23 protein-coding genes are annotated in these 23,521 nt (G+C 61.9%); 14 read left to right on the top strand and 9 right to left on the bottom strand.

Going from position 1 to position 23,521, the window contains the following annotated elements; all coding sequences use genetic code 11:
* Window positions 1–645: a maleylacetoacetate isomerase gene (maiA, locus tag HBR93_RS14710; RefSeq protein WP_057958338.1), complete on the top strand. Its 645-nt coding sequence runs from the start codon at window positions 1–3 to the stop codon at window positions 643–645.
* 67 nt (window positions 646–712) lie between these two features.
* Window positions 713–2,068: an aromatic acid/H+ symport family MFS transporter gene (locus HBR93_RS14705; protein ID WP_057437836.1), complete on the top strand. Its 1,356-nt coding sequence runs from the start codon at window positions 713–715 to the stop codon at window positions 2,066–2,068.
* Between the two features lie 77 nt (window positions 2,069–2,145).
* On the opposite strand, the gene HBR93_RS14700 is transcribed toward HBR93_RS14705, so the two are convergent.
* Complete coding sequence (locus tag HBR93_RS14700; protein ID WP_057437838.1) at window positions 2,146–2,949, bottom strand: tetratricopeptide repeat protein; 804 nt, start codon at window positions 2,947–2,949, stop codon at window positions 2,146–2,148.
* A gap of 185 nt (window positions 2,950–3,134) precedes the next feature.
* Between HBR93_RS14700 and HBR93_RS14695 the strand changes: the two genes are divergently transcribed.
* A complete protein-coding gene (locus HBR93_RS14695) occupies window positions 3,135–4,175 on the top strand; it encodes a Glu/Leu/Phe/Val dehydrogenase dimerization domain-containing protein (protein ID WP_057958339.1) in 1,041 nt (346 codons plus the stop codon).
* Between the two features lie 32 nt (window positions 4,176–4,207).
* Here the strand turns inward: HBR93_RS14695 and HBR93_RS14690 are convergent, their stop codons facing one another.
* Window positions 4,208–4,468: a YebG family protein gene (locus HBR93_RS14690; protein WP_003188807.1), complete on the bottom strand. Its 261-nt coding sequence runs from the start codon at window positions 4,466–4,468 to the stop codon at window positions 4,208–4,210.
* 333 nt (window positions 4,469–4,801) lie between these two features.
* Between HBR93_RS14690 and HBR93_RS14685 the strand changes: the two genes are divergently transcribed.
* Window positions 4,802–5,251, top strand: a complete 450-nt coding sequence (locus HBR93_RS14685) for a phosphate-starvation-inducible PsiE family protein (protein WP_032857668.1) — start codon at window positions 4,802–4,804, stop codon at window positions 5,249–5,251.
* A gap of 1 nt (window position 5,252) precedes the next feature.
* Here the strand turns inward: HBR93_RS14685 and HBR93_RS14680 are convergent, their stop codons facing one another.
* From HBR93_RS14680 to HBR93_RS14670, 3 genes are all read right to left on the bottom strand, one after another.
* Window positions 5,253–5,570 (bottom strand): DUF3509 domain-containing protein, encoded by a 318-nt coding sequence (locus tag HBR93_RS14680; RefSeq protein WP_057444533.1) that lies wholly within the window; start codon window positions 5,568–5,570, stop codon window positions 5,253–5,255.
* A gap of 269 nt (window positions 5,571–5,839) precedes the next feature.
* Window positions 5,840–7,129 (bottom strand): serine/threonine transporter, encoded by a 1,290-nt coding sequence (locus HBR93_RS14675; protein WP_057437841.1) that lies wholly within the window; start codon window positions 7,127–7,129, stop codon window positions 5,840–5,842.
* Between the two features lie 60 nt (window positions 7,130–7,189).
* A complete protein-coding gene (locus HBR93_RS14670; RefSeq protein ID WP_169960566.1) occupies window positions 7,190–8,566 on the bottom strand; it encodes an L-serine ammonia-lyase in 1,377 nt (458 codons plus the stop codon).
* A 138-nt stretch (window positions 8,567–8,704) separates the two neighbouring features.
* Between HBR93_RS14670 and HBR93_RS14665 the strand changes: the two genes are divergently transcribed.
* Together HBR93_RS14665 and HBR93_RS14660 are read left to right on the top strand one after the other, a co-directional pair.
* Window positions 8,705–9,652 carry a LysR substrate-binding domain-containing protein gene (locus HBR93_RS14665; RefSeq protein ID WP_057437845.1) on the top strand — a complete coding sequence of 316 codons (948 nt, stop codon included), beginning with the start codon at window positions 8,705–8,707 and terminating at the stop codon, window positions 9,650–9,652.
* Window positions 9,653–9,864: 212 nt separating this feature from the next.
* Window positions 9,865–10,272: an HPF/RaiA family ribosome-associated protein gene (locus HBR93_RS14660; protein WP_057437847.1), complete on the top strand. Its 408-nt coding sequence runs from the start codon at window positions 9,865–9,867 to the stop codon at window positions 10,270–10,272.
* 122 nt (window positions 10,273–10,394) lie between these two features.
* On the opposite strand, the gene fecA is transcribed toward HBR93_RS14660, so the two are convergent.
* The 3 genes from fecA to HBR93_RS14645 form a co-directional block, all read right to left on the bottom strand.
* Complete coding sequence (gene fecA, locus HBR93_RS14655; RefSeq protein ID WP_169960565.1) at window positions 10,395–12,740, bottom strand: TonB-dependent Fe(3+) dicitrate receptor FecA; 2,346 nt, start codon at window positions 12,738–12,740, stop codon at window positions 10,395–10,397.
* 90 nt (window positions 12,741–12,830) lie between these two features.
* Window positions 12,831–13,775: a FecR family protein gene (locus HBR93_RS14650; protein ID WP_169960564.1), complete on the bottom strand. Its 945-nt coding sequence runs from the start codon at window positions 13,773–13,775 to the stop codon at window positions 12,831–12,833.
* Window positions 13,772–14,260 (bottom strand): sigma-70 family RNA polymerase sigma factor, encoded by a 489-nt coding sequence (locus tag HBR93_RS14645; RefSeq protein WP_057438029.1) that lies wholly within the window; start codon window positions 14,258–14,260, stop codon window positions 13,772–13,774. The genes HBR93_RS14650 and HBR93_RS14645 overlap by 4 nt, the downstream gene beginning before the upstream one ends.
* Before the next feature lie 210 nt (window positions 14,261–14,470).
* On the opposite strand from HBR93_RS14645, the gene HBR93_RS14640 reads away from it, so the two are divergent.
* The 8 genes from HBR93_RS14640 (at window position 14,471) to dacB (ending at window position 22,540) form a co-directional block, all read left to right on the top strand.
* Window positions 14,471–14,773 (top strand): DUF3649 domain-containing protein, encoded by a 303-nt coding sequence (locus HBR93_RS14640; RefSeq protein ID WP_057437853.1) that lies wholly within the window; start codon window positions 14,471–14,473, stop codon window positions 14,771–14,773.
* On the top strand, window positions 14,770–16,344 hold the full coding sequence (locus HBR93_RS14635; protein WP_057437855.1) for a PepSY-associated TM helix domain-containing protein: 1,575 nt from the start codon (window positions 14,770–14,772) through the stop codon (window positions 16,342–16,344). The genes HBR93_RS14640 and HBR93_RS14635 overlap by 4 nt, the downstream gene beginning before the upstream one ends.
* A complete protein-coding gene (locus HBR93_RS14630; RefSeq protein ID WP_169960563.1) occupies window positions 16,344–16,670 on the top strand; it encodes a DUF3325 domain-containing protein in 327 nt (108 codons plus the stop codon). The genes HBR93_RS14635 and HBR93_RS14630 overlap by 1 nt, the downstream gene beginning before the upstream one ends.
* Window positions 16,671–16,677: 7 nt before the next feature.
* On the top strand, window positions 16,678–17,256 hold the full coding sequence (locus HBR93_RS14625; protein WP_115127456.1) for an RNA polymerase sigma factor: 579 nt from the start codon (window positions 16,678–16,680) through the stop codon (window positions 17,254–17,256).
* Window positions 17,253–18,230, top strand: coding sequence for a FecR family protein (locus HBR93_RS14620; protein WP_169960562.1), 978 nt, complete (start codon window positions 17,253–17,255; stop codon window positions 18,228–18,230). The genes HBR93_RS14625 and HBR93_RS14620 overlap by 4 nt, the downstream gene beginning before the upstream one ends.
* A 102-nt stretch (window positions 18,231–18,332) precedes the next feature.
* Window positions 18,333–18,482, top strand: coding sequence for a type B 50S ribosomal protein L36 (ykgO, locus tag HBR93_RS14615; RefSeq protein WP_020297337.1), 150 nt, complete (start codon window positions 18,333–18,335; stop codon window positions 18,480–18,482).
* Window positions 18,483–18,592: 110 nt separating this feature from the next.
* Entirely contained in the window at window positions 18,593–21,016 is a 2,424-nt protein-coding gene (locus HBR93_RS14610; protein WP_169960561.1) for a TonB-dependent receptor, read from the top strand.
* 69 nt (window positions 21,017–21,085) lie between these two features.
* Complete coding sequence (gene dacB / locus HBR93_RS14605) at window positions 21,086–22,540, top strand: D-alanyl-D-alanine carboxypeptidase/D-alanyl-D-alanine-endopeptidase (RefSeq protein ID WP_169960560.1); 1,455 nt, start codon at window positions 21,086–21,088, stop codon at window positions 22,538–22,540.
* 31 nt (window positions 22,541–22,571) lie between these two features.
* Here the strand turns inward: dacB and HBR93_RS14600 are convergent, their stop codons facing one another.
* Window positions 22,572–23,447, bottom strand: a complete 876-nt coding sequence (locus tag HBR93_RS14600) for an AraC family transcriptional regulator (protein ID WP_169960559.1) — start codon at window positions 23,445–23,447, stop codon at window positions 22,572–22,574.
* Window positions 23,448–23,521 lie beyond the last annotated feature (74 nt).

Here is a 23,521-nt window from a genome sequence, read left to right as displayed (position 1 = left end):
ATGGAGCTCTATACCTACTATCGTTCCACGGCGTCTTATCGGGTGCGCATCGCCCTGGCGCTCAAGGGCCTGGACTTTACCGCGCTGCCGGTCAACCTGCTGGTGCCCAAGGGCGGCGCCAACCGCCAGCCCGAGTACCTGGCGATCAACCCCCAGGGCCGTGTCCCGGCGTTGCGTACCGACGAGGGCGAACTGTTGATCCAGTCGCTGGCGATCATCGAATACCTGGACGAACGTTATCCACAGGTACCGCTGCTCGCCAAGGACCTGGCGGCCCGCGCCCATCAGCGTGCAGTGGCGTCGATCATCGGTTGTGACATCCACCCGCTGCACAACTCCAGCACTCAGAACCTGCTGCGTCAGTGGGGGCATGACGAGGCGCAATTGCTGGAGTGGATCGGGCACTGGATCAGCCAGGGCCTGGGCGCCGTGGAGCAATTGATCGGTGACCAGGGCTATTGCTTCGGTGACCAGCCAGGGCTGGCGGATGCGTTTCTGATCCCGCAGTTGTATGCGGCAGAGCGCTTCAAGGTGGCGCTGGAGGGTTACCCGCGAATCCAGCGTGTCGCGGCATTGGCGGCCAAACACCCCGCCTTCATCCAGGCCCACCCCTCCAACCAACCTGACACACCTGACACCCCCTAGATCCATGTGGGAGCTGACTTGCCAGCTCCCACAAGTGATACCCCATAAAAATAAAAAGGTCCTTGCGATGCACAATCAGATTGCCAGCTTTCGCGCGGCACTCGACGCCCGTCCGGTGTCGCGCTACCAGTGGTTGATTCTCCTGTTGTTAGCGTTGTTGCTGGTCACCGATGGTTACGACGCCCAGGTGTTGGGTTACGTGGTCCCGGCCCTGGCCCAGGACTGGGGCCTGGAAAAGGCCGCCTTCGGCCCGGTGTTCAGTGCCAACCTGCTGGGGCTGACCTTGGGCTCCCTGGCTGTGACGCCCCTGGCCGACCGTTTCGGCGTGCGCCGCATCCTGCTCGCCTGCGTACTGATCTACGCCAGCCTCACGGTGCTGATGGTATTCGCCAACTCCCTGAATACCCTGATGGCCGCGCGCTTTATCTGCGGCATTGGCATGGGCGGCGCGATGCCCAGCGCCATGGCCTTGATGTCGGAATATTCGCCACCGCGTATGCGCACGTTGATGGTGACGCTGGCGGCCTGCGGGTTCTCGTTCGGCGGGGCAGCAGGCGGTTTTGTCGCGGCGGGGTTTATCGACAGCTTTGGCTGGCAGGCGGTGTTCCTTGCCGGTGGCGTGACGCCGTTGCTGCTGTTTCCCTTTCTGGTATGGCTGCTGCCTGAATCCTTGCCGCGTTTGTTGCGCGATGCACCGCCCTATACGCGCCTGCAGAAAGTCACGGCGCGCATGCTGCCCGGTTGGCAGGCACCGGCGGCCAGCGAAGAACAGAATCGCCAGGAGCAGGGCAGCAAGCTGACTGTCGTGGAGTTGTTTCGCAATGGCTATGCACGGCCGACGCTGCTGATCTGGTCGACCTTTTTTGTCAGCCTGATCCTGCTGTATTTCATGATCAGTTGGTTGCCGTCACTGCTGCTGGAAAGTGGCATGGCCTTGAACAAAGCCAACCTAGTGACCTCGATGTTCCTGTTCGCCGGCACCCTGGGCGCGATTGGCATGGCCTGGTTTGCCGACCGCCTGAAAAGCAAAGTACGCCTGCTTTCCGGTGTATTGGCGGCAGCGGCGGTGTGCACGATTCTGCTGGGGCTCAACCATGACAACCCGCGTTACCTGGTGGCGTTTGTGTTTGCGGCGGGCTTTTGCATCATCGGCGGCCAGTTGACCCTCAATGCATTTGCCAGCAACTTCTACCCGGCCCATGTACGTGCCACGGGCACCGGCTGGGCACTGGGTGTCGGGCGGTTTGGTTCGATCCTGGGGCCGTTGTTTGGCAGCATGCTGCTGGCGATGCACGTGCCGGTGCAGCAGATTTTCTTCTTCTGCGCGATTCCGGCGGTGATCGCCGCGTTGTTGATCATTCAGGTGCGCTCGCCCGAGGCCAAGGCGCCGGTTGAGATCCTTCAGCACCCGCTTGAATCCTGAGGGGCAACCCCCTTACTTGTGGGAGCTGTCGAGCCCCAGCGAGGCTGCGATGGGGGCGGCGCGGTTCAAGGTCTCCGTCAATGCACCACCGCCCCAGGCGGCAAATGCCCCAGCCGCTCCGTCAGGCGCAGCCGCTGCACCGGGTCTTCACTGAGCAACAGCGCATGCTCAAGATCGAAGCGCTCGGCATTCGGGCAATCCAGGTGCTTGTACAGACTGGCCCGCGCCAGATAGTCGGCGGCGCTGGCGTCGCCCAGCTCCAGCACGCGCTCGGCGTCGATCAGCGCCGCGAGGTGATGGTCATTGGTCAGGTGCAGTTGCCGCAGGTTGCGCGACAGCCGCTGCAGGATCAGTCGCGGCTCGGCGCTGCGCAGGTGTTCGGCTTGCAGCTTGAGATTGGGGCCGTACTGGCGTTGCAGCAGTTCGCGGCAGTCGTTGGGGTACAGCCGCCGCCCGCCGCAGGGGTCGAGCAAATGATCGGCACCGCTTACCCGCAGCAGGAAGTGCCCCGGAAAATTGACCCCCACCATAGGGATCTCCAGGCGCCGCGCCAACTCCAGGGCGATCAGGCCCAGGGCCAGGGGTTGTCCACGGCGGCGCTGCAACACCTTGTCCAACAGGGCGGCGGCGGGGCGCAAGGGGGTGAAGTCATCCTGGGCGAACCCCAGGTCATTCATTATCCGCAGCAACGGCTGGCCCAGTTCATCGGCCGGCAGCAGCGGCATGCCGAGGCTGACTTGCTGTTGCAGCACCGTGAAGTCAGCCAGGATCGCCTGCGGGTCCACGGCAGGGTCGTGCTCGGCAGCGATCCATAACGCGGCCTCAAACAGCGCCGGAGGCGAGCGGTGCAGGCATTCGAAAAAGGCTTGGCGGGGATTCATTGCATTCTCCGTCGGATGTCCCGTTTTAGCCTTGCCAAGAACTTTCGTCCAGCTTCTTGAGAACCGGCCTACCTGGATATGTCGCAAAGCCTGTAATTACGGGCTGCTTATTCCTGCACGCTCCGGCAACCTTTTCCCGGCAGCCTATACTTGGCGACTACAAGAAGTGATTCGGGAGCTTGACGATGTTTGCTCTCATGCACAGCACCCGCCTTGAATCCCTGCACCTGAGCGTTGACCCGGTGACCGGGTTGAAGGCGGTCATTGCCATCCACAGCAGTCGCTTGGGGCCGGCCCTGGGTGGCTGTCGCTACCTGGCCTACCCCGACGATGAAAGCGCCGTGGCCGATGCCGCGCGCCTGGCCCAAGGCATGAGTTACAAGGCCGCGCTGGCCGGTCTGCCGGTGGGCGGTGGCAACGCGGTGATCATCCGCCCGGCCCATGTGGAAAGCCGCGCCGCGCTGTTCGAAGCTTTCGGCCGGTGTATCGAGCAGCTCGATGGCCGCTATATCACCGCCATCGACAGCGGCACCTCTGTGGCCGACATGGACTGCATCGCCCAGCACACGCGCTTTGTCACCAGCACCACCGCCGCCGGCGACCCGTCACCCCATGCGGCCATGGGCGTATTCGCCGGCATCCGCACCGCCGCCATGGCCCGCCTGGGCAGCGACAACCTGGAAGGCCTGCGTGTGGCAATCCAGGGCCTGGGCAACGTCGGCTACGCCCTGGCCGAACAACTGCACGCCGCTGGCGCCGAATTGCTGGTGAGCGATATCGACCCTGGCAAAGTGCAACTGGCCATGGAGCAACTGGGCGCCCACCCGATTGCCAACGAAGCCTTGCTCAGCACCCCCTGCGACATTCTCGCGCCGTGCGGCCTGGGCGCCGTCCTCAACCGCCAGAGCGTCGCCCAACTGCGCTGCGCCGCCGTGGCCGGCTCCGCCAGCGCGCAACTGACCCACCTGCAAGTGGCCGACCAATTGGAGGCGCGTGGGATCCTCTACGCACCGGACTACGTGATCAACTCCGGCGGCCTGATCTATGTCGCCCTCAAGCACAACGGCGCGGACCTGGCGACCATCACCGCGCACCTGTCCAACATCGGCACCCGCCTGACCGAAATCTTCGGCCACGCCCAGGCCGAAAAACGCTCACCTGCCCGAGTGGCCGATGAGCTGGCCGAACGGCTGCTGTACGCCGAGCCCTTATTAAAAAGGCCCTGAATCAATGATTCAGGGCCTGTTCAATTCGGGCTTTATTCCGCCGCCGGGTTCAGCAACTCGGACAACGCATCCGGCTGGCTCTTGAACGCCTTGGCAAACACATCGCGATTCTTCGCCATGTAGATCCCGGCTTCCTCCACCTGCTGCTCGCTCAGGGACGGCACGGCTTTTTGCAACACTTCTGCGAGCAACTCAGCGAGTTCAAGCATCTTGTCATGACGGTCAGCTTCGGCTTTATCCATGAACAAACGCTCCAGATCTCGGCTGCTGCGGTATACCACTTCGACGGCCATTCACCACCTCACATGCCTTCACGATAGTTGTCTATTGCGACTACTGTATTTATATACAGCTAAAAGGATAAGCCAATCCATGGGGTTTGGGTAGCAGCTTTTTAATGTAGTTGGGAAATGGGGTTTGTCAGGTGTCGGAGTGCCGCAGTCGTAAACCCCAACGGCAAGATAAGTGTCTCATGTCATTCCACCATCATCTCATTCTGCAATCTCTGGCCTTCTTTCTGCATGCAGAGAAATCGTCATGCCAAACGGGCATTATCCCCCCCGAGCCGAAGCATGGCTTAGGCAATGGCAAATAGTTGGCTATTTTTTAAACAGTGGTGGTGAGCAATGACAGAAATGAAGTGGGCCGACAAAGTGCGCAAAAGCCTGCACGCGAATGCAGATTCCCTGGGCAACCTGGCAGTGGAGGCGTTTCACTATCTGGCGCTTTTTGGTATCGGTGCAATCACCGCCTATGCGGCAATAATGACCTTTATCGACATGTTGCAAAAAGGTGGTATCAGCGTTGATGACATCCTGCTGCTGTTTATCTACCTGGAGTTGGGCGCCATGGTGGGGATCTACTTCAAGACCAACCACATGCCCATCCGCTTCCTGCTCTACGTGGCGATCACGGCGTTGACCCGCCTGCTGATCGGCGACGTGTCCCACCACAATGCCCCGGACCTGGGCATCATTTACTTGTGTGGTGGGATTCTGTTGTTGGCGTTCGCCATCCTGGTGGTGCGTTTTGCTTCGTCGCGCTACCCATCGGTCAAGGAAAAGTCCGAATCCTGAGTCAGAGCCCGGCCGCGATGGGCGGCCGGTTGCTCGGCGGGCGCTGCAGCAGTTTATGACTGTCGCCGTCGGTCATCACTGCCAAAATCTCCATGGCGCTGTGCCCTTGTTCAATGGCAATGCCAAATTGCACGCTTTGCACCAGGCGTTTGAGTCGTTGCGGGTCGTTGCGCTGTTCGGCGCTGATCATGCGTTTGGCGACCACGCCGCTGTCATCGGAGAGGGTCAGCATGATGCTGCCGTCCAGGCGCTGGATGCTCAGGTTGACCCGGTATTGGGGGGCGAACGTGTCGGTGATCAGTTGAAAAGGATTGTCCATGGTGCGTTACCGCCTGATAAGAACATGCACTGATTGACGACCGGTATGGCGATTGGTTCGTGTTGCCTGACCACCGGTCGCAAGCTCCGTTTTCCTTCAGTGGGTGTACAGCAAGGGGCGTGCCGTACAGCTATCTTTCTGACGACGAACTGCCCCTGTGGGAGCGGGCTTGCCCGCGATTGCGGTGGATCAGCCAACCATTCAGTGACTGATGCAGCGCTATCGCGGGCAAGCCCGCTCCCACAGGTTGATCTGTGCAGTGAGCTGTTTCAGGGCACCAGCGAGAAAATGACCGCCGACAGCGCAATCAGCCCCACCAACACCACAAATACATTCGACACCTGGCCCGAATACTGGCGCAGCGATGGCACGCGGCGGATTGCGTACATCGGCATCAGGAACAGCAAGCACGCGATGATCGGCCCGCCGAGGGTTTCGATCATGCCCAGGATGCTTGGGTTGAACGTGGCCACGGCCCAGCAACTGAGGATCATGAACACCGCGGTGCAGCGTTCCAGCCAGCGCGCCGACAAGGTGCGGTTGCGCCCGCGCAGGGTTTTGACGATCAGGCCCTGGAAGCCTTCGCTGGCGCCGATGTAGTGGCCGAGGAAGGATTTGGTGATGGCCACCAGCGCGATCAACGGCGCCGCGTAGGCGATGACCGGGGTCTGGAAGTGGTTGGCCAGGTAGGACAGGATCGAAATGTTCTGCGCCTTGGCGGCGGCAAGATCAGCCGGTGACAGCGCCAGTACGCAACTGAAGCAGAAGAACATCACCGTCAGCACCATCATGCCGTGGGCCGTGGCCAGGATGCCGCTGCTCTTGCGTTCGGCTTGGGCGCCGTACACGCGTTTCTGGTCCACCGCAAAGGCCGAGATGATCGGCGAATGGTTAAACGAAAACACCATCACCGGAATCGCCAGCCACAGGGTCTTGAAGAACACCGGCAGGGGCATGCCCTCACTGGCGGAGGCGAAGAACGCGCCGTTCCAGTTGGGGATCAGGCTTACGGCCAACAGCAGCAAGGCGGCGACGAACGGGTAGACCAGCACGCTCATGGCCTTGACGATCACGCCCTGGCCGCATCGCACAATGGCCATCAGGCCGAGGATCAGCACCAGGGACAGGATCGCCCGTGGCGGCGCAGTCATGTGCAGTTGGTGTTCCATGAAACTGCCGAGGGTGTTGGTCAGCGCGACGCTGTACACCAGCAGGATCGGGAAGATGGCGAAGAAGTACAGCAGGGTGATCAGCTTGCCGGCACCGACGCCGAAATGTTCTTCCACCACGTCAGTGATGTCGCCGGATTTGCCCGACAGCACAAAGCGCGTCAGCCCACGGTGGGCGAAGAAGGTCATGGGGAAGGCCAGCAGCGCCAGCACGATCAGTGGCCAGAAGCCGCCGACCCCGGCGTTGATCGGTAGAAACAGAGTGCCAGCACCGATGGCGGTACCGTAGAGGCCCAGCATCCAGGTGGTGTCGTGTTTGCTCCAGCCGGTCGTTACGGTTTGCGTGACAGCAGCGGGATTTTCGGCAGCAGGTGTACGTACATCGGTCATCGTTATTGCCTCATTATTATTTTTGCGCGGGCTCACGTAGGGGGCAGGTAGCAGTGCTCCTCAGCACTCCACCCAGCTGACCGCCAGGCCGCCCCGTGAAGTTTCTTTGTATTTGTCATGCATATCGGCGCCGGTATCGCGCATGGTGCGGATCACCCGGTCGAGGGAAATGAAGTGTTTGCCGTCGCCACGCAGGGCCATTTGTGTGGCGTTGATGGCTTTGACGGCGGCGATGGCGTTGCGCTCGATGCAGGGCACCTGGACCAGGCCGCCGACGGGGTCGCAGGTCAGGCCGAGGTTGTGCTCCAGGCCGATTTCGGCGGCGTTTTCCAGTTGCTCGGGGGTGGCGCCGAGAATATCCGCCAGGCCCGCGGCGGCCATGGCGCAGGCCGAACCGACTTCGCCCTGGCAGCCGACTTCAGCGCCGGAGATCGAGGCGTTTTTCTTGCACAGGATGCCGACGGCGGCTGCGGCCAGGAAGAAGTTGACTACATCATCGTCGGACGCGTCGGCATTGAACTTCATGTAGTAGTGCAGCACTGCCGGAATGATCCCGGCTGCACCATTGGTCGGTGCGGTGACCATGCGCCCACCGGCGGCGTTTTCTTCGTTGACGGCGAGGGCGAACAGGTTGACCCACTCCATGGCCGACAAGGTCGAGGTGATCACATTCGGTTTGCCGATTTCCAGCAGGCTGCGGTGCAGTTTTGCGGCGCGGCGCGGCACATCCAGGCCGCCGGGCAAGATGCCTTCATCACGCAGGCCTTGCTCGACGCACTCGCGCATTACCGACCAGATATGCAGCAGGCCACTACGGATTTCTTCATCGCTACGCCAGGCGCGTTCGTTGGCCATCATCAATTCAGAGACACGCAGGCCATGCTTGTTGCACAGGGCCAGCAGTTCGACGGCGCTGGAAAAGTCGTAGGGCAGTTCTACATCGCTGGTGGGAGCAATACCCGACTCGGCCTCGGCCGCCTCGATGATGAAACCGCCGCCCACCGAGTAGTAGGTCTGTTCGCTCAACAGGCCGTCTGCCCCGTAGGCATGCAGGGACATGGCGTTGGGGTGGTAGGGCAGGCTTTCTTCCAGCAACAGGAGATCGTGCTGCCAGTTGAAGGCAATTTCTTTTTGGCCTGCAAGCATTAACCTGGAGGATTCGCGCAACTGCTGGATACGCGGCCCGATCGAGGTGGGGTCAACCCGATCTGGCCATTCGCCCATCAACCCCATCACACACGCGCGATCGGTGGCGTGGCCCACGCCGGTGGCAGACAGCGAGCCGTACAGGCGCACTTCCACGCGTTGGGTGTGCTCCAGCCATTGTTGGTCGGTGAGGGACTGGGCGAAAGTTGCCGCAGCCCGCATAGGGCCCACGGTATGGGAGCTGGATGGGCCGATGCCCACCTTGAATAGATCAAAAACGCTGATAGCCATGCTAAAGCCTTACAAGCTATGGAGTAGGAAATCGCTGCCATGTTTTGTAGGACAAGCGGAAGAGGCGCGATACTGAGCCTCTAGATCGGCACTGACCAACGAATTATCCTAAGACACCCTTTAGCAGGACTAAACTCTATGGCTCGCCCCCTGCATGCCCAGACCTATGTCTGGTTGCACGTATTTGCCTGCGCTGCACGGCATTTATCCTTTACCCGTTGCGCCGAAGAACTGCACATCACCCCTGGGGCGGTCAGCCAGCAGATTCGCCAATTGGAGGAGCGTCTGGGCTTTCGCCTGTTCCATCGCCGGGCGCGTGGCGTGGAGTTGAGTGCCGAAGGGCAGCGGCTGGCGACCACGGTAAGCGAGGCCTACGGCAGCATTGATGCCGAGTTGCAGCGCCTGGATGCGGGGATGATCAGTGGCACCCTGCGGCTGCGCTCGATTCCGTCCTTTCTGGGCAAATGGTTGACGCCGCGTTTGCCGCGTTTGCAGCAGCGTTTCCCGGATATCCAGTTACGGTTGGTGGCCGAGGACAGCAGCATTGCCTTGCACGAAGGCGACTTTGACCTGGCCATCGACCTCAACGACGGCAGTTATCCCGGTTTGTTATCCACAGCCTTGCTCGACGAGCAGATATTTCCGGTGTGCGCGCCAAGCCTGTTGCGCGGGCGGCCGCCGTTGCACGGTCCGGCCGACCTGGCCCACTTCCCGCTGTTGCACGACATCACTGCCTGGCGTGGGAGTTATGAATACGCCGAGTGGGAGTTTTACCTGAATGCGATCGGCTATCCCGACGCCGACGTGCGACGTGGGCACACCTTTAACCGCAACCACCTGACCATCGAGGCGGCGATTGCCGGCATGGGCGTGGCGATTGCCCGGCGCACCCTGCTCAATGACGAATTGGAGCGCGGCACCCTGATCGTGCCATTCGGCCTTGCGGTACCGAATCACAAGCGCTACGTGCTGCTGTATGCGCCAGGCGCACTGAACCATCCCGGCGTACGTGCGGTGCATGACTGGCTGGTGGAAGAGGCGGGGATTTTTCGCGGATTGCACCCCTTGGGAGAGGGTCAATTGTGAGGAATTACGCAGGTAGGTGGGGATACCCAACTCCCGACGATAACAGCGCTTTGAGCGGCTGTCAGGCTTAATTTGTAATGTAGGATTTATCTTTGCATAGGGGTTGAATTGTTCCTTCAGGTGCTCAATTGTGTAGTTAAGAGGTCATGGTTTCACCGCATCGGTGTTGCAGTTGTGATCTCTGGCGAGCTAGCTGAAATAAGGGAAACACTATGCAAATCCAAGTCAACAGCGACAACCATATTGAAAGCAGCATCCGACTGGAGGAGTGGGTACGTACTACCATTGAGAGCACGCTCGAACGTTATGAAGAAGACCTGACCCGCGTCGAGGTCTACCTGCGGGATGAGAACGGCGACAAGCCGGGCCCCCATGATTTGAGTTGCCGCCTGGAAGCGCGGCCAAAGGGCCATCAACCGATTTCGGTCATCCATAAAGCCGACACCCTGGAACAAGCGATCGACGGGGCGGCCACCAAGCTGGATAACGCGCTGGAGCATCTGTTCGGCAGACTGCAAGGCAAGCCGCGTGCAGAGAAACGCACGCCCAACAACCAAGTCGATGAAGCCGGGCTTGAAGAGGAATTCCTGGAAAACGAACAGGCTGCGCTTAACAGCTGATTGCTGACTGTTTTTCAACCCCATAAAAAACGGGCCTGCAGATGCAGGCCCGTTTTTTTGTGGCTGATAGGTATCAAATGTCGGAGCTGGCCAGCAGTGTATTCAGGATCTTTGCCGGCCCGTCAGAACGCGACTGAGGTCTGCACATACACGGTGCGCGGTTCTCCCACGTATTTGCCTTTGTTGTTATCGTCAAACGAACGGGTGAAGTACTGGGTGTTGAAGATGTTTTTCACCCCCACCGCCACATTCAGATCCGACAACTGCGGGCCGAAGTCGTATGCCGCGCGGCTGCTGAACAGCATGTAGCCGGGGATGCGCCCGTTGCTGCCATCCACGCTTTCGGCCTGGGTGTTGGCGTTATCGGCGAATTGGCTGCTTTGGTAGGTGCTGTCCAGGTTCAACTTCCATTGGCCTTCGGTGTAGCCCACGCCCAGGGTGCCTTTGTGCTTGGACGAGAAGGGCACGCGGTTGCCTTTGTTCGGGCCGTCTTCGCGGATGGTTGCATCGACATAGGCGTAGCTGGCATACACATCAAAGCCAGCCAGCGCCGGGCTCAAGCCGTCGAGGGCGTAATTGACGCTGGACTCGATACCCTGGTGCCGCGTTTCGCCCCGGGCGATCACCGAGTCGTTGGTCTGGTTGCTTTCGTACTGGTTGTCGAAGTTGATCAGGAACGCGCCGATTTCTGCGCGCAGCGCGCCATTGTCGTAGCGCGTGCCGACTTCCCAGGTGCGGGCCTTTTCTGGCTTGACCGCACCGCTGCTCACACGGTTGGGCATCTGGCTGTACTGCACGCTGCCGAAGGAACCTTCGGTGTTGGCGTACAGGTTCCAGTCGTCGGTCAGGTGATACAGCACGTTCAACGCCGGCAGGGCGGTGTTGTAGTCACCCTTGTATTTGACGTCGGTCAGGTTGTTGGTCTGCTGGGACTTGATCATCTCGTAGCGGATGCCCGGGGTCACGGTCCACTTGCCGATATCGATCCGGTCGTCGATAAAGAACGCGTTGGCTTCGGTGCCACCCCGGGTGTCGCGGTCGTTGCGGCTGTCGGTATTGGGCAGTTGCTGGTTGGCGCTGATCGGCGTGCGGTAGCGCAATTCATGCCCGGCCTCGTTGATGTAGCGGTAGCCCACGCCCACCTCGTGGCTGCTCGGGCCGAGGTCGAAGCCTTGGGCCAGGCGGGTTTCCAGGCCGCGTACCCAATATTCGCGCGGCGACAGCGAAAGGAAGCTGCCCTGGTCCAGATAACCGCTGCGCAAGGTCTTGGTAAAGAAGCTGTTGACGGTGAATTCCCGGCGATCTTCCTGGTAGCGATAGCCTACGTTGAACATCGTACGGCGGCCCCAGAACTTGTCGTAGGGCCGGGTGGATTGATACGGGTCGGCCTTGTAGGCCGCCGTGCTCAAGCCACCGGGCATATCGGCCTGACCCTCGTAGTACTGGGCCATGGCATTGAAGCTGTTGGCTTCGTCCAGCTGGTAGTGGCCCTTGAGGATCAGGTCGTCGATTTGGGTGTCGCTGTGTTCACGCCAGTCACCGCCGCGGGTGCCGGAATACAGCAGCGCGCCGCCCAGGCCATTGTCGGCGGTGCCGCCGGCCAGCAGGTTGCCGGTGGTCTTGAAGCCATCGTGGCTGGAAGACGGGCTGGTCTCGGTCTGCAGGCCGCCCTTGACCGTCGGTGCATCGGGAATTGCCCGAGTCACGAAGTTGACCACACCGCCGACGTTCTGCGGCCCGTAGCGTACCGCGCCACCGCCGCGCACCACGTCCACGGCATCCATGTTGCCCATGCTGATGGGCGCGAACGACAGCTGCGGCTGGCCATACGGCGCGAAAGGCACCGGAATGCCGTCCATCAATACCGTCGAGCGCGACGCCAGGCGCGGGTTGAGCCCGCGAATACCGAAGTTCAACGCCATGTCGTGGCTGCCGGTGCCGTTGTTTTCCGGCGCGTTGACCCCGGGAATACGGTTGAGCACGTCACGGGCCTGGGTTGCGCCCTGGCGCTCGAATTCTTCACGACGGATCACATCGCGGGCGCCGGGGTGTTCGAAGACATTGATCTGCGCCGCATCGCCGAGCCAGTCGCCCACCACATTGGAGGTGCCCAGCTCCAGGGGGGCCGGCGCGTTCAGGGGTTGCAGGCTATAGGCATTGTCACCTTCGGCGCGGGCTTGCAGGCCGGTGCCCTTGAGCAATGCGTTCAAACCTTGCTCGGTGGTGTAGTTGCCCTGCAGGCCCTGGCTTTGCGCGCCGGCAGTCACTTCGGAGCCAAACGAAATCAGCACGCCAGCCTCACGCCCAAATTGATTCAATGCCGCTTCCAGGGACGCCGGGGCGATGTGATAAGGCTTGACCTCGGCCGCGAGGGCGTAAGGCAAGGCGCTGAAACTGAGGCTGGCGCCCAGCAGCAAGTGGCGCAGCGTACGGGCGAGTGGCGTCAGGCGAGTCGGTTGCTGGGGCATGAAGAACGTTCCTCAGAGGTGGGAAACAGGGTGGCTTTCCCTCTCTGTCACGCGAGGTACGGAAAACGGCTCACGGGTGTCGAAAATAATTCAGGCGCGGGCTTCGACGCTGACCCAATAGCGGGTAAACCGCCGCACTTTGACTGGCAGGCTGATTTGCAGCAGGTCGAGGATGCGCTCGCTGTCGTCCAGCGGGTAGCTGCCGGAGATCAGCAGGTTGGCCACCTGCGGATCACACTGCAATTGGCCGCGGCGATAACGGCTCAGTTCCTCGAGGAAATCTGCCAGGCGCATGTGCGATGCCACCAGCATGCCGTCGGCCCAGGCACCCGTGTTGGCATCGGTGAGACGCGGGGTATCCCAGCCTTTGCGGGTGAGGTTGACCTGGTGGGATTTTTCCAAGGGCAGGGGCAGGCCGCTGTAGGACCTGGGTGCAATCTCCACCTGGCCATCCAGCACCGCGATCTGGGTGTGATCGTTGAACTGACGCACATTCACCTGTGCCGCCTGGGTGCTGACGACGCCCTGGCCGGTGATGATCTGCAACGGGGTGCTGGTGTGCAGCAATATCTCGCCTTCGAGCAGGCGGATCAGGCGCTGTGGGCCATCGAATTGCACATCCACCGCACTGGCAGTATTGAGTTGCAGCTGGCTGCCGTCGGCCAGTTGTACCTTGCGGCGCTGGCCGAGGGGGCTGCGGTAGTCGGCGGTCAGCGGCGGGATCAAGTGCTGCTGGCGCAAGCCCCACGTAGCCGCCGAGCCGACGCCGAGGATCAGCAGCAGTTTCAGGGCCTGGCGCCGGCTGCTGGATTGCGGTGCGTTCAACGCCGCATGGGCCAGGGGCGAGGGCATGCCGCGCAGGCGTTGGTTGACCCGCTGAATATGCTCCCACGCCCGTTGATGCTCGCTGTGGGCCTCCAGCCAGTGTTGCCATTTGGCCTGTTGGCGCGGGTTGAGCGGGCCTTGCTGCATTTGCATCAGCCATTGCACCGCCTGTTCGGCGACCTGGGTCGAGAAGTGTGTGGTGGGGTTCATAGGGCGAAATAGCAGCGCATGGCCGCTTTGTTCAGATGACGTTTGACGGTGGCGATGGAAATCCCCAGTTCGGCAGCGATTTGCGCGTAGGTCAGGCCATCGAGCTGGGCCAGCAGGAAGGCGCGTTTGACCAGTACGGGCAAACCGTCGAGCAACTGGTCCAGCTCCATCAGGGTTTGCAGGATGATCGCCCGCTCTTCTTCTGATGGCGCAGCAAGTTCAGGCATTTGCGCCAGGGCGTCGAGGTAGGCGCGCTCCAGGTCCTGGCGGCGGTAGTGGTTGAACAGCACGCGCTTGGCGATGGTGGTGAGGAAGGCGCGGGGCTCGATCAACGTCGGGGTTTCACGGGCGCTCAACACCCGGATGAACGTGTCCTGGGCCAGGTCGGCGGCGCTGTGCGGGCAGCCGAGCTTGCGTCGCAACCAGCCGGTCAGCCAGTGGTGATGGTCGTGATACAGGACTTCGACGGTATTGGACGGCCGCAACGCGAACACTCCGGCAGCATCTGCATGCTTTAGATAACGAGAATTGTTCGCATTGTAGAGTGGCCAGGTGGCATTCGGCAATCAGCACAGGACCGATAGCCGTTTTAAAGCCGACACAAAACCCTGTGGGTATTCGCTTCATCCGTTCTCTTTTGCTTGTAAGAATAATTATCATTAAACTCCCGCCCCTGATAACCAGGTGCCACTGGCATGAAAAGCAAAGCATCACTTCCTGTTTCCTATCGTCTCGGCGTGACGTCGCGGGTGCTGGCGGCTGTGGTCGGTGGCTATGTGCTGGCGTCCCTGGCCAGCGTGTGCCTGACCTTGTGGCTGCCAATCTCCCGCGCCGATGCGGTGGTCAGCGGCATGCTCAGTTCCTTTGTGTTCTACCTGCTGGCGGTGATCTGGTGTTTTGCCTGCCGCAGTGCCGCCCGCGCCTGGTTTGGCGTGCTGGTGCCCTGCGCGATACTGGCCACCCTGGCAGGCCTGGCCTATTGGATGGCGCGCCCATGAAAGAGGGTTTCCGTCAGGCCATGGCCTGGTTGCACACCTGGGCCGGGTTGATTTTCGGCTGGTTGCTGTTCGCGATTTTCCTCACCGGCACCCTGGCTTACTTCAAGGGCGAAATTACCCACTGGATGCAGCCCGAAGTGCCCGCCCATGCGGTGGACGATGCACGCAGTGTGGCCGTGGCGCAAAGCTATCTGGAACAGCACGCCCCCACGGCGGCGCGTTGGTTTATCGGCCTGCCCAACAGCCGCGACCCCGGTTTGTCGGTGATGTGGCAAGACAAGGTCGACCCTGGCCGGCGCGGCAACTTCATTGAAAAAATGCTCGACCCGGTCTCCGGCGAGCAACTCCAGGCCCGGGAAACCATGGGCGGCGAGTTCTTCTACCGGTTCCACTTCCAGTTGCAGATGCCCCACCCGTGGGGTCGCTGGTTGTCGACCATTGCGGCGATGGTGATGTTCGTGGCGCTGATCACCGGGATCATCACCCACAAGAAAATCTTCAAGGACTTCTTCACCTTCCGCCCGCGCAAGGGCCAGCGCTCCTGGCTCGATGGGCACAACGCGGTGGGCGTGCTGGTGTTGCCGTTCCACCTGATGATCACCTACAGCAGCCTGGTGATTTTCATGACCATGGTCATGCCCGCCAGCATCCTTGCGTCCTATGACGGCGACACCCGCGCCTTCTTCAATGAATTGTTCCCTTCCACCAACAACGCACCGGCCCTCGGCCAGCCGGGCAAGCTGTTGCCCTTGGCGCCGCTGGTAGAACAGGCACGGGCGCAGTGGGACGGTGGGCACGTGGGGCGGCTGGCGGTGAACAACCCCGGCGATGTGAATGCCGCAGTCAATGTCTCCCGCGCCGGTTCTGACCGGGTGGTGCATGATTTCGGCAGCACCGTGTCCTTTAATGGCTCCACCGGCGAACTGCTGCGGGTGAGTGCCGAACAGTCGCTGCCGAAGGCGATCAGCGGCAGCTTCTATGGCCTGCACATGGGGCACTTCGCCGGCCCGCTGCTGCGCTGGTTGTACTTTATCTGCGGCCTGGCGGGCACGGCGATGATTGGCACCGGCCTGGTGATCTGGCTGGGCAAGCGTCAGCTCAAGCATGTAAAGACCGGGGTGATGCCGTTTGAGTTGCGCCTGGTGGAAGTGCTGAACATTGCCAGCATGTCCGGGCTGGTCATCGCCATTGCCGCGTTTTTCTGGGCCAATCGCCTGCTGCCTGTGAGCTTCGCCGAACGCTCGGACTGGGAGGTGCAGAGCTTCTTTATCGCCTGGGGCCTGACCCTGCTCCATGCCATGTTGCGGCGTGGCCGCCGTGCCTGGATCGAGCAATTGGGCCTGGGCGCCGTGCTGTTTATGGCGGTGCCGCTGCTCAATGCGCTGACAACCTCCGAGCACCTGGGCGTGTCAGTGGCCAAGGGCGATTGGGCCATGGCCGGCTTTGACCTGACCTGCCTGGGCAGCGGCCTGTTCCTGGCCTGGGCTGCCTGGAAAATGCAGCACCGCAGCGCCGCCCAGCCCCGGGCCGAGCGCGCCCGCCCACTGACCCTCAAAAGCGAGGTGCACTGATGTTGCTGGCCTTGTTGCTGTGCTATGCGGGCTTTGTTGCACTGTGCCTGTCCCAGGACCGTCACCATGGCGAGTTGCTGCACAGCAAACCTTCGCCACGACGGCGCCTGGGGTTGCGCGTGGGCGGTTGGTTGTTGCTGGGGCTGTCGATCTGGCCGGCGGTACACATGGCCGGCTGGAGCCGGGGCCTGGTGGACTGGTGCGCGGTGCTGATGCTCAGTGGGCTGTTGCTGGTGCTGCTGTTGCCGTATCGACCCAGGCTGGCCCTGGTTCTCGCGGGCGTCGGCCTGCTGGTCAGCCCCGTTGCGGCTTTCGCGACCCTCTGAGCCCCTTTTGATGATCGCCACGCCGCCCGAGTCCCAGGATCAGCCCCACGCAGAAGCGTCGGGCGGGCGCGCACATTTCCTGCAGGTATTTTTGTCCCAGCGTTCACAGATGGAGGCGTTGGTCAGCCGCCGCGTAGGCTGCCGGGCGACGGCAGCGGACCTGGTACAGGACCTGTTTCTGCGTTTCTGGCGCCGGCCCCTGGTGCAGGTCGAAGAACTCAGCACCTACCTGCTGCGCTGCGCCGGCAATATCGCCATCGACCACCTGCGCAGCGAAAACGCGCGGGTGCGCGGCACTGAAGGCTGGATGCCGGAGCAGCACGACCATCACAGCTCCGAGCCCCAGGCCGCGCTGGAAGCGGGCAACGATCTGCGCCATGTCGAAGCGGCGCTGCGCAGCTTGCCGGAGCGTACGCGGCAGATCTTTTTGCTCAACCGCATCCACGGGCGCAAATACGCAGAAATCGCCAAGGCCATGGGCCTGTCCCAAAGTGCCGTGGAAAAACATATGATGCGCGCCCTCGAGGCCTGCAAAGCCAGCCTTCGGCAAGCCCATCCGCCACGCTCGCCAGGGAAAGCACCGTGAACGTCACCCCGACACCCGCCCAGGAACAGGCCGCCCTGGCCTGGCTCAGTCTGCTGCACGATGCGCCGAGCAGTGGCGACCAGGCTACCTTCAGCCACTGGTTGCGCGCCGACCCGGCCCATGTCGAGGCGTATGCCCAGGCCCAGGTGCTGTGGGAACTGAGCGAAGTCCCGGCGAGCACTCTGGCTGACGAAGACGCGTTGGCCTTGCAGCGTTACCTCAAGGCCATGGACGGTGCGAAAGGCTCCCGCATGCGCCGCTGGTCTGCAGCGCTGGCAGTGGCGGCGTGCCTGGTGCTGATGGTGTCGCTGGGCGCGGGGTGGCAGCCGCAGCGCTGGGTCGATGACCTGGGCGCCGATTACGTCAGTGCGCCGGGTGAAGTCAAAACCGTGACCCTGGCTGATCAAAGCCAAGTCACCCTGGATGCCGACAGCGCGATTGCCGTGGATTTCAGTCACGGTGAGCGGCATATCCAATTGCGTCGCGGTGCCGGTTTTTTCAGCGTAGCCCACACCGGGCAAGCGTTTGTGGTGCACGCCGACAGCGGCGAAGTGCGGGTGCTGGGCACCCAATTTGAAGTGCGTCTGCAACCGGCGGGCGCCCAGGTGACGGTGCTGTCGGGGCGGGTAGGGGTTACGCCGTCGGCCCAGGAGCCTCAGCAAATATTGACGGCAGGCCAGCAAGTGGCCTACGCCGAGGGTGTGGCTGATGAGCGGCATGCGGTGGACAGTGAATCGCGCCTGGGCTGGCGCGATGGCTGGCTCAACTACTACAAGACCCCGCTGGCCGATGTGGTCAAGGACCTGGGCCGTTACTACCCCGGCCGCATCCTGCTGCTCAATGACGAACTCGGCGCCCGCCGGGTCAGCGGCAGTTTCCCGAGCAAAGACCCCGAGGCGGTGCTCAAGGCATTGCAAGCGGTGCTGGGCTTTGAGCAGCACAGTGTGTTGGGGCGGTTGATCGTGGTCCGCTAAAAACCAGCCACACAGGAATCGTGAACGCCTGAAGAGAAAGTTGATAATTATTCTTATTTGCATTTATGATATGTTATTACATTCATGCAAAGGAGCCACCCTATGAAAGTCCTGTCCTCCCTCAAAGAAGCCAAGAACCGTCATCGCGACTGCCAGATCGTCAAGCGCCGGGGGCGGATCTATGTGATCTGCAAATCCAACCCACGCTTCAAGGCCCGGCAGGGCGGGGCGAAAAACAAGAATAAAGGCTGATGTTGAAATTATTTTCAATTTCACCTGAGGTAAAACCCCACGCCATCCGTGTAGTGCTTGAAACTGCGATCAATTCGCATTAACAGCGTTTTCTACACGGGTTCTCAAGCATGAAGTCCAGGGCAAAATCGGCGGTAGGCGGTTCGGTTAAACAGTGGCTGGGAGCCTCCCTTCTGGCCGCTTCAGGCCTGGCATTACAACCCCTGAGCCTGGCGCAAGCGGCGCAGGAGCAGAGCGCAGTCTTCAGTTTTGCGCTGCCGGCCAAGCCGTTGCCCCAGGCCCTGAGCGATTTCAGCCGGGTGACCGGCATCAGCGTGGTCTACACCGACGAAGCCCCCTACACCCTCAACGCCCCGGCCGTCAGTGGGCAGATGAGTGCCGCCCAGGCTCTGCAGCGCCTGCTGGGCAACTCCGGCTTGACCTTCCGCCAGATCGACGCCCGCACCCTGGCCCTGGAACCGCTGCCTAGCGAAGGCGCGGTCAACCTCGGCGCCACCACCATCAGCGGTGTCAACCAGCAGCAAACCACCAGCTACCAGCCACCGCCCACCAGCTCGGTGATGCGCTCCCAGGGCTTGCTGCTGGAAACCCCGCAAACCGTGAACATGGTGCCGGCCCAGGTGATGCGCGACCAGGTGCCGCGCAACCTCGACGATGCCTTGGCCAACATCAGCGGCATCACCCAGACCAACACCTTGGGCAGCACCCAGGATGCGGTGATGCTGCGTGGCTTTGGCGACAACCGCAATGGCTCGGTGATGCGCGACGGCATGCCCGTGGTGCAAGGCCGGGCGCTGAACGAAACCGCTGAGCGCGTCGAAGTGCTCAAGGGCCCGGCATCGTTGCTGTATGGCATCCAGGACCCGGGCGGGGTGATCAACATTGTCAGCAAGAAACCCGAACTGACCCAATCCACCGCCTTGACCGTGCGTGGCTCGACCTATGGCAGCGGCAAGAACGGCAGCGGCGGCAACCTCGACACCACCGGCCCGTTGGGTGACAGCGGCCTGGCTTACCGCTTGATCGTCGACCATCAGGATGAGGACTACTGGCGCAACTTCGGCACCTATCGCGAAAGCCTGATCGCGCCGTCCCTGGCCTGGTACGGCGACACCACCCAGGTGCTGCTGGCCTACGAGCACCGCGAATTTCTCTCGCCGTTCGACCGTGGCACGGCCATCGACCCCAAGACCAATCACCCGCTGGACATCCCCGCCACGCGCCGCCTGGATGAGCCCTTCAACAATATGGAAGGCCGCTCGGACCTGTATCGCGTCCAAGTCGACCACGACCTGAACGACGACTGGAAGGCCCACTTCGGCTACAGCTGGAACCGCGAAACCTACGACGCCAGCCAGGTGCGTGTGACTAAGGTCAATGCCAATGGCACCTTGACGCGCAACATGGACGGCACCCAGGGCGCGCTGACCACCGACCGCTTCACCACCGTGAGCCTTGAAGGCAAGGTGGACGTGGCCGGCATGCGCCATGACCTGGTATTCGGCCTGGATGACGAGTACCGCAAAATCTACCGCGCCGACCTGATCCGCCAGGCCAGCCGCAGCGTGTTCAACTACAACGACCCGGTGTACGGCCGCGAAGTGGCGGGCACCAACGTCAGCGCGCCGGACAGCAACCAGACCGACCTGCTGCGCAGCGATTCGGTGTTTTTCCAGGACGCCATTCACCTCACCGACCAGTGGATCCTGGTCGGTGGTGCGCGCTTCCAGGCATACGACCAATACGCCGGCAAGGGCCGCCCGTTCACGGCCAACACCAACAGCAACGGCCAGAAGTGGGTGCCTCGTGCCGGCCTGGTGTATCGCTACACCGATGAGCTGTCGTTCTATGGCAGCTACACCGAATCGTTCAAACCCAACTCCACCATTGCGCCGCTGGACAACAAGATGGTGATCGACGGCAGCATCGCCCCGGAACAGTCCAAATCCTGGGAGCTGGGGGCCAAGCTCGATATGCCGGGGCGTATTACCGCTAACGTGGCCTTGTTTGATATCCAAAAACGCAACGTGCTGGTGTCGATCACCGAGGGCGCGACCTCGATCTACAGCGTCGCCGGCAAGGTGCGCTCCCGTGGCCTGGAAATGGACCTGAGTGGGCAGTTGACCGACCAGTGGAGCCTGATCGGCAGCTATGCCTACACCGATGCCGAGGTCACCGAAGACCCGACCTACAAAGGCAAGGGCCTGCAGAACGTGGCGAAAAACTCCGGCTCTGTTTCAGCCGTATATGACTTCGGCACCATCGTCGGCGGCGACCAATTGCGCGTCGGTGCCGGTGCGCGTTATGTGGGCGAGCGGGCCGGCGATGCCCTCAACAGCTTCGACCTGCCGGGCTACACCGTGGCCGATGCGTTTGCCACCTATGACACCAAGGTTGACGGGCAGAAGGTCAAGTTCCAGCTCAATGTGAAGAACCTGTTTGACCGTACCTACTACACCTCGGCTGTCAGCCGCATGTTTGTGTCCATGGGCGATGCGCGCCAGGTATCGTTGTCCAGCACCCTGGAGTTCTGACCGTCGGCGATGACGCTGGCGGCCTGAGCTGCTAGCGTTGCGCTCTTTGATGATTGCCGGGACGGTTTGATGCAGTTGGGACGATGGATACACACCAGCGCCATGCTGGTGGGCGTGAGCCTGTTATTGGGTGGCTGTGCCACGCCTTCGAAAACCGGCGAACAGGCGCTGGACCAATTGTTGGCTGATCCTGCCTTGGCGGGTGCCAGTGTTTCGCTGATGGTGCGTGATGCTCGCAGCGGCAACACGCTGTACCAGCACAACCCACGCACGCGGCTGGTGCCGGCCTCCAGCCTGAAACTGCTGACCACTGCGGCGGCCATGGATGTACTGGGCCCGCAGTATCGGTTTTCTACGCAGTTGTTGAGCAATGGCAGCCAACAGGGCACGCGCCTGCTGGGCAACCTGTACCTGCGGGGGCTGGGTGACCCGACGATCCAGTGGGCGGATTACCAGGCGCTGGCGGCGAGCCTCGCCGCCCAGGGCATCCGTCAGGTCCAGGGCGATATGGTGTTCGATGACAGCTGGTTCGACGCCGAGCGCTTGGGTGTGGATTGGGCCCATGACGACGAAGACAAGTATTACGGCGCGCAGATTTCCGCGCTGACCGTGTCACCCAATGCTGATTTTGATGCGGGCACCTTGATCGTCACGGCCAAGGCGCCCACAACGGTCGGCCAGTTGGTGAATGTCACCCTGAGTCCGCCCACCGACTATGTACAGCTCAGCAACCTGGCCGTCAGCGGCCCGGGCAATAGCTATGGGCTCAATCGCCAGCATGGCAGCAACCTGCTGCGCCTGAGCGGCGCGTTACCGCCGGGCAAGCAAAGCCGCCAATGGGTCAGCGTGTGGGAGCCGACGCAACTGGTGGCCAATCTGTTTGCCCAGGCCTTGGCGGAGCAGGGGATCAGCGTGCAGGGGCGGCGGGTGATCGGTGGTGTGAGTCCGGCGACCGCCACTGTCCTGGCAACACACCAGTCGGCACCGTTGCAGGAGCTGATCAGGCCCTTGCTCAAACTGTCCAATAACAGCATGGCCGAAGCGCTGCTCAAGGCCATGGGGCGCCAGCAGGCGAATGCTGGCACGGCGGCGGCCGGGGTTGCGGCGGTGGCCGACTTTATCAAGCGCCAGGGCCTGGACCCGGCAACATTAAGCCAGGTGGATGGCTCGGGTTTGTCGCGACGTAATCTGGTGTCGGCGCAGAACTTCACCGACCTGTTGCTGGCCATTAACAAGCAGCCGTGGTTCAACGCCTGGTACGACGCACTGCCCATCGCCGGCAACCCGGACCGCCTGGACGGCGGCAGCCTGCGTTACCGCCTGCGCGGGACAGCGGCGCAAAACAACCTGCAGGCCAAGACGGGGTCGATGGGTGGGGTGTCTTCGTTGACGGGCTACATCACCGATGCGGGTGGGCGGCGGTTGGTGTTTTCGATGCTGACCAACAACTATGTGGTGCAGGGGAGCCGGATCAAGGCGCTGGAAGATCGACTCGCCGTGGTCCTGGCACAAAGCCTCGATTGAAACCCGCACGCATTGGTTTTGTGTAAGGCCTCTAGGGCTGGAACGCCTGCCGGTATTCCCCCGGTGTCGCTCCCATTGCCTGGCGAAACCGGTTGGTAAAGTGGCTGGCGCTGGAAAACCCACACGCCAGGGCAATTTCCCCCAGCGGCAGTGAGCCGCTGCGCAACAGGGCCTGGGCCCGGGACAGGCGGCGGGCCAGTACATATTGATGGGGCGGCAGGCCAAAGCTTGTGCGAAACATCCGCGCGAAGTGGTATTCCGACAAGGCGCACAGCCCCGCCAGTTGCCCAAGGCTGATCGGCTCGGCCAGTTGCTGGTCGATGTACTCCACCAACTGCCGGCGCTGGTGCGCCGCCAGGCCGCCCTTGAGTCGCAACCCCTCACGCAGGCCGACCTGGCTGAGCAGGGTATGGTTGAGCATTTCAAAGGCCAGGCTGCTGGTCAGCAAGCGTTCTGCCGGTTCCTGCCAATTGAGGCGGATCAGTTGATGAAAACGTCGCGCTTGCTGTTCGTCTTCCAGAAAGGTGCTTTCGCGCAGTTGCAGGGCGCGGGGTTCACGGTCCAGCAGGGTGACGCAACCCAGGGCAAATTGCTCGGGGCTGAAGTACACATGGGCCAGGCGGATTTCACCATTGATCACCCAGGCCGACTGATGCTCGGCGGGCAGGATGCACAGCTTGTCGGGGCCGCCCTTGGTGCCGGGCTGGTTACGCCGGAAAGTGCCGGTGCCGCCGGCCACATAGCAAGACAAGGTGTGATGGCTGGGCGCCTGGTAATCCTGGGCGTCGTGGTGGTTGCTCCACAAAGCTGCAGACAAGCCGTCCCCAAGCTCGGCAGACAGCTCCAGGCGAGCGTTGGGCGAGCTGTTCAGGGCTTTGAAGACTTGCAGGTTTTCCAGTACAGACATGGGGTTCTCTCCGACGCCTTGCATCCTACTCCCGGCGGCTGGCGCTGTGATCCCTCGGCCCGACAAAAGCGCAA

This window comes from Pseudomonas sp. WS 5411 (genome assembly GCF_012985595.1).
Taxonomy (GTDB): domain Bacteria; phylum Pseudomonadota; class Gammaproteobacteria; order Pseudomonadales; family Pseudomonadaceae; genus Aquipseudomonas; species Aquipseudomonas shahriarae.
This window is presented reverse-complemented; position numbering and strand designations above follow the sequence as displayed.

Bases quoted from the DNA above. Each gene is read 5' to 3' on its own strand.
- HBR93_RS14670 (WP_169960566.1), bottom strand. From the start codon at position 8,566: ATGGCTATCAGCGTTTTTGATCTATTCAAGGTGGGCATCGGCCCATCC.
- HBR93_RS14700 (WP_057437838.1), bottom strand. From the start codon at position 2,949: ATGAATCCCCGCCAAGCCTTTTTCGAATGCCTGCACCGCTCGCCTCCG.
- HBR93_RS14680 (WP_057444533.1), bottom strand. From the start codon at position 5,570: ATGGACAATCCTTTTCAACTGATCACCGACACGTTCGCCCCCCAATAC.
- HBR93_RS14640 (WP_057437853.1), top strand. From the start codon at position 14,471: ATGAAAAGCAAAGCATCACTTCCTGTTTCCTATCGTCTCGGCGTGACG.
- HBR93_RS14630 (WP_169960563.1), top strand. From the start codon at position 16,344: ATGTTGCTGGCCTTGTTGCTGTGCTATGCGGGCTTTGTTGCACTGTGC.
- dacB (WP_169960560.1), top strand. From the start codon at position 21,086: ATGCAGTTGGGACGATGGATACACACCAGCGCCATGCTGGTGGGCGTG.
- maiA (WP_057958338.1), top strand. From the start codon at position 1: ATGGAGCTCTATACCTACTATCGTTCCACGGCGTCTTATCGGGTGCGC.
- HBR93_RS14705 (WP_057437836.1), top strand. From the start codon at position 713: ATGCACAATCAGATTGCCAGCTTTCGCGCGGCACTCGACGCCCGTCCG.
- HBR93_RS14660 (WP_057437847.1), top strand. From the start codon at position 9,865: ATGCAAATCCAAGTCAACAGCGACAACCATATTGAAAGCAGCATCCGA.
- HBR93_RS14635 (WP_057437855.1), top strand. From the start codon at position 14,770: ATGAAAGAGGGTTTCCGTCAGGCCATGGCCTGGTTGCACACCTGGGCC.
- HBR93_RS14665 (WP_057437845.1), top strand. From the start codon at position 8,705: ATGGCTCGCCCCCTGCATGCCCAGACCTATGTCTGGTTGCACGTATTT.
- HBR93_RS14685 (WP_032857668.1), top strand. From the start codon at position 4,802: ATGACAGAAATGAAGTGGGCCGACAAAGTGCGCAAAAGCCTGCACGCG.
- HBR93_RS14695 (WP_057958339.1), top strand. From the start codon at position 3,135: ATGTTTGCTCTCATGCACAGCACCCGCCTTGAATCCCTGCACCTGAGC.
- fecA (WP_169960565.1), bottom strand. From the start codon at position 12,740: ATGCCCCAGCAACCGACTCGCCTGACGCCACTCGCCCGTACGCTGCGC.
- ykgO (WP_020297337.1), top strand. From the start codon at position 18,333: ATGAAAGTCCTGTCCTCCCTCAAAGAAGCCAAGAACCGTCATCGCGAC.
- HBR93_RS14675 (WP_057437841.1), bottom strand. From the start codon at position 7,129: ATGACCGATGTACGTACACCTGCTGCCGAAAATCCCGCTGCTGTCACG.
- HBR93_RS14600 (WP_169960559.1), bottom strand. From the start codon at position 23,447: ATGTCTGTACTGGAAAACCTGCAAGTCTTCAAAGCCCTGAACAGCTCG.
- HBR93_RS14690 (WP_003188807.1), bottom strand. From the start codon at position 4,468: ATGGCCGTCGAAGTGGTATACCGCAGCAGCCGAGATCTGGAGCGTTTG.
- HBR93_RS14650 (WP_169960564.1), bottom strand. From the start codon at position 13,775: ATGAACCCCACCACACACTTCTCGACCCAGGTCGCCGAACAGGCGGTG.
- HBR93_RS14610 (WP_169960561.1), top strand. From the start codon at position 18,593: ATGAAGTCCAGGGCAAAATCGGCGGTAGGCGGTTCGGTTAAACAGTGG.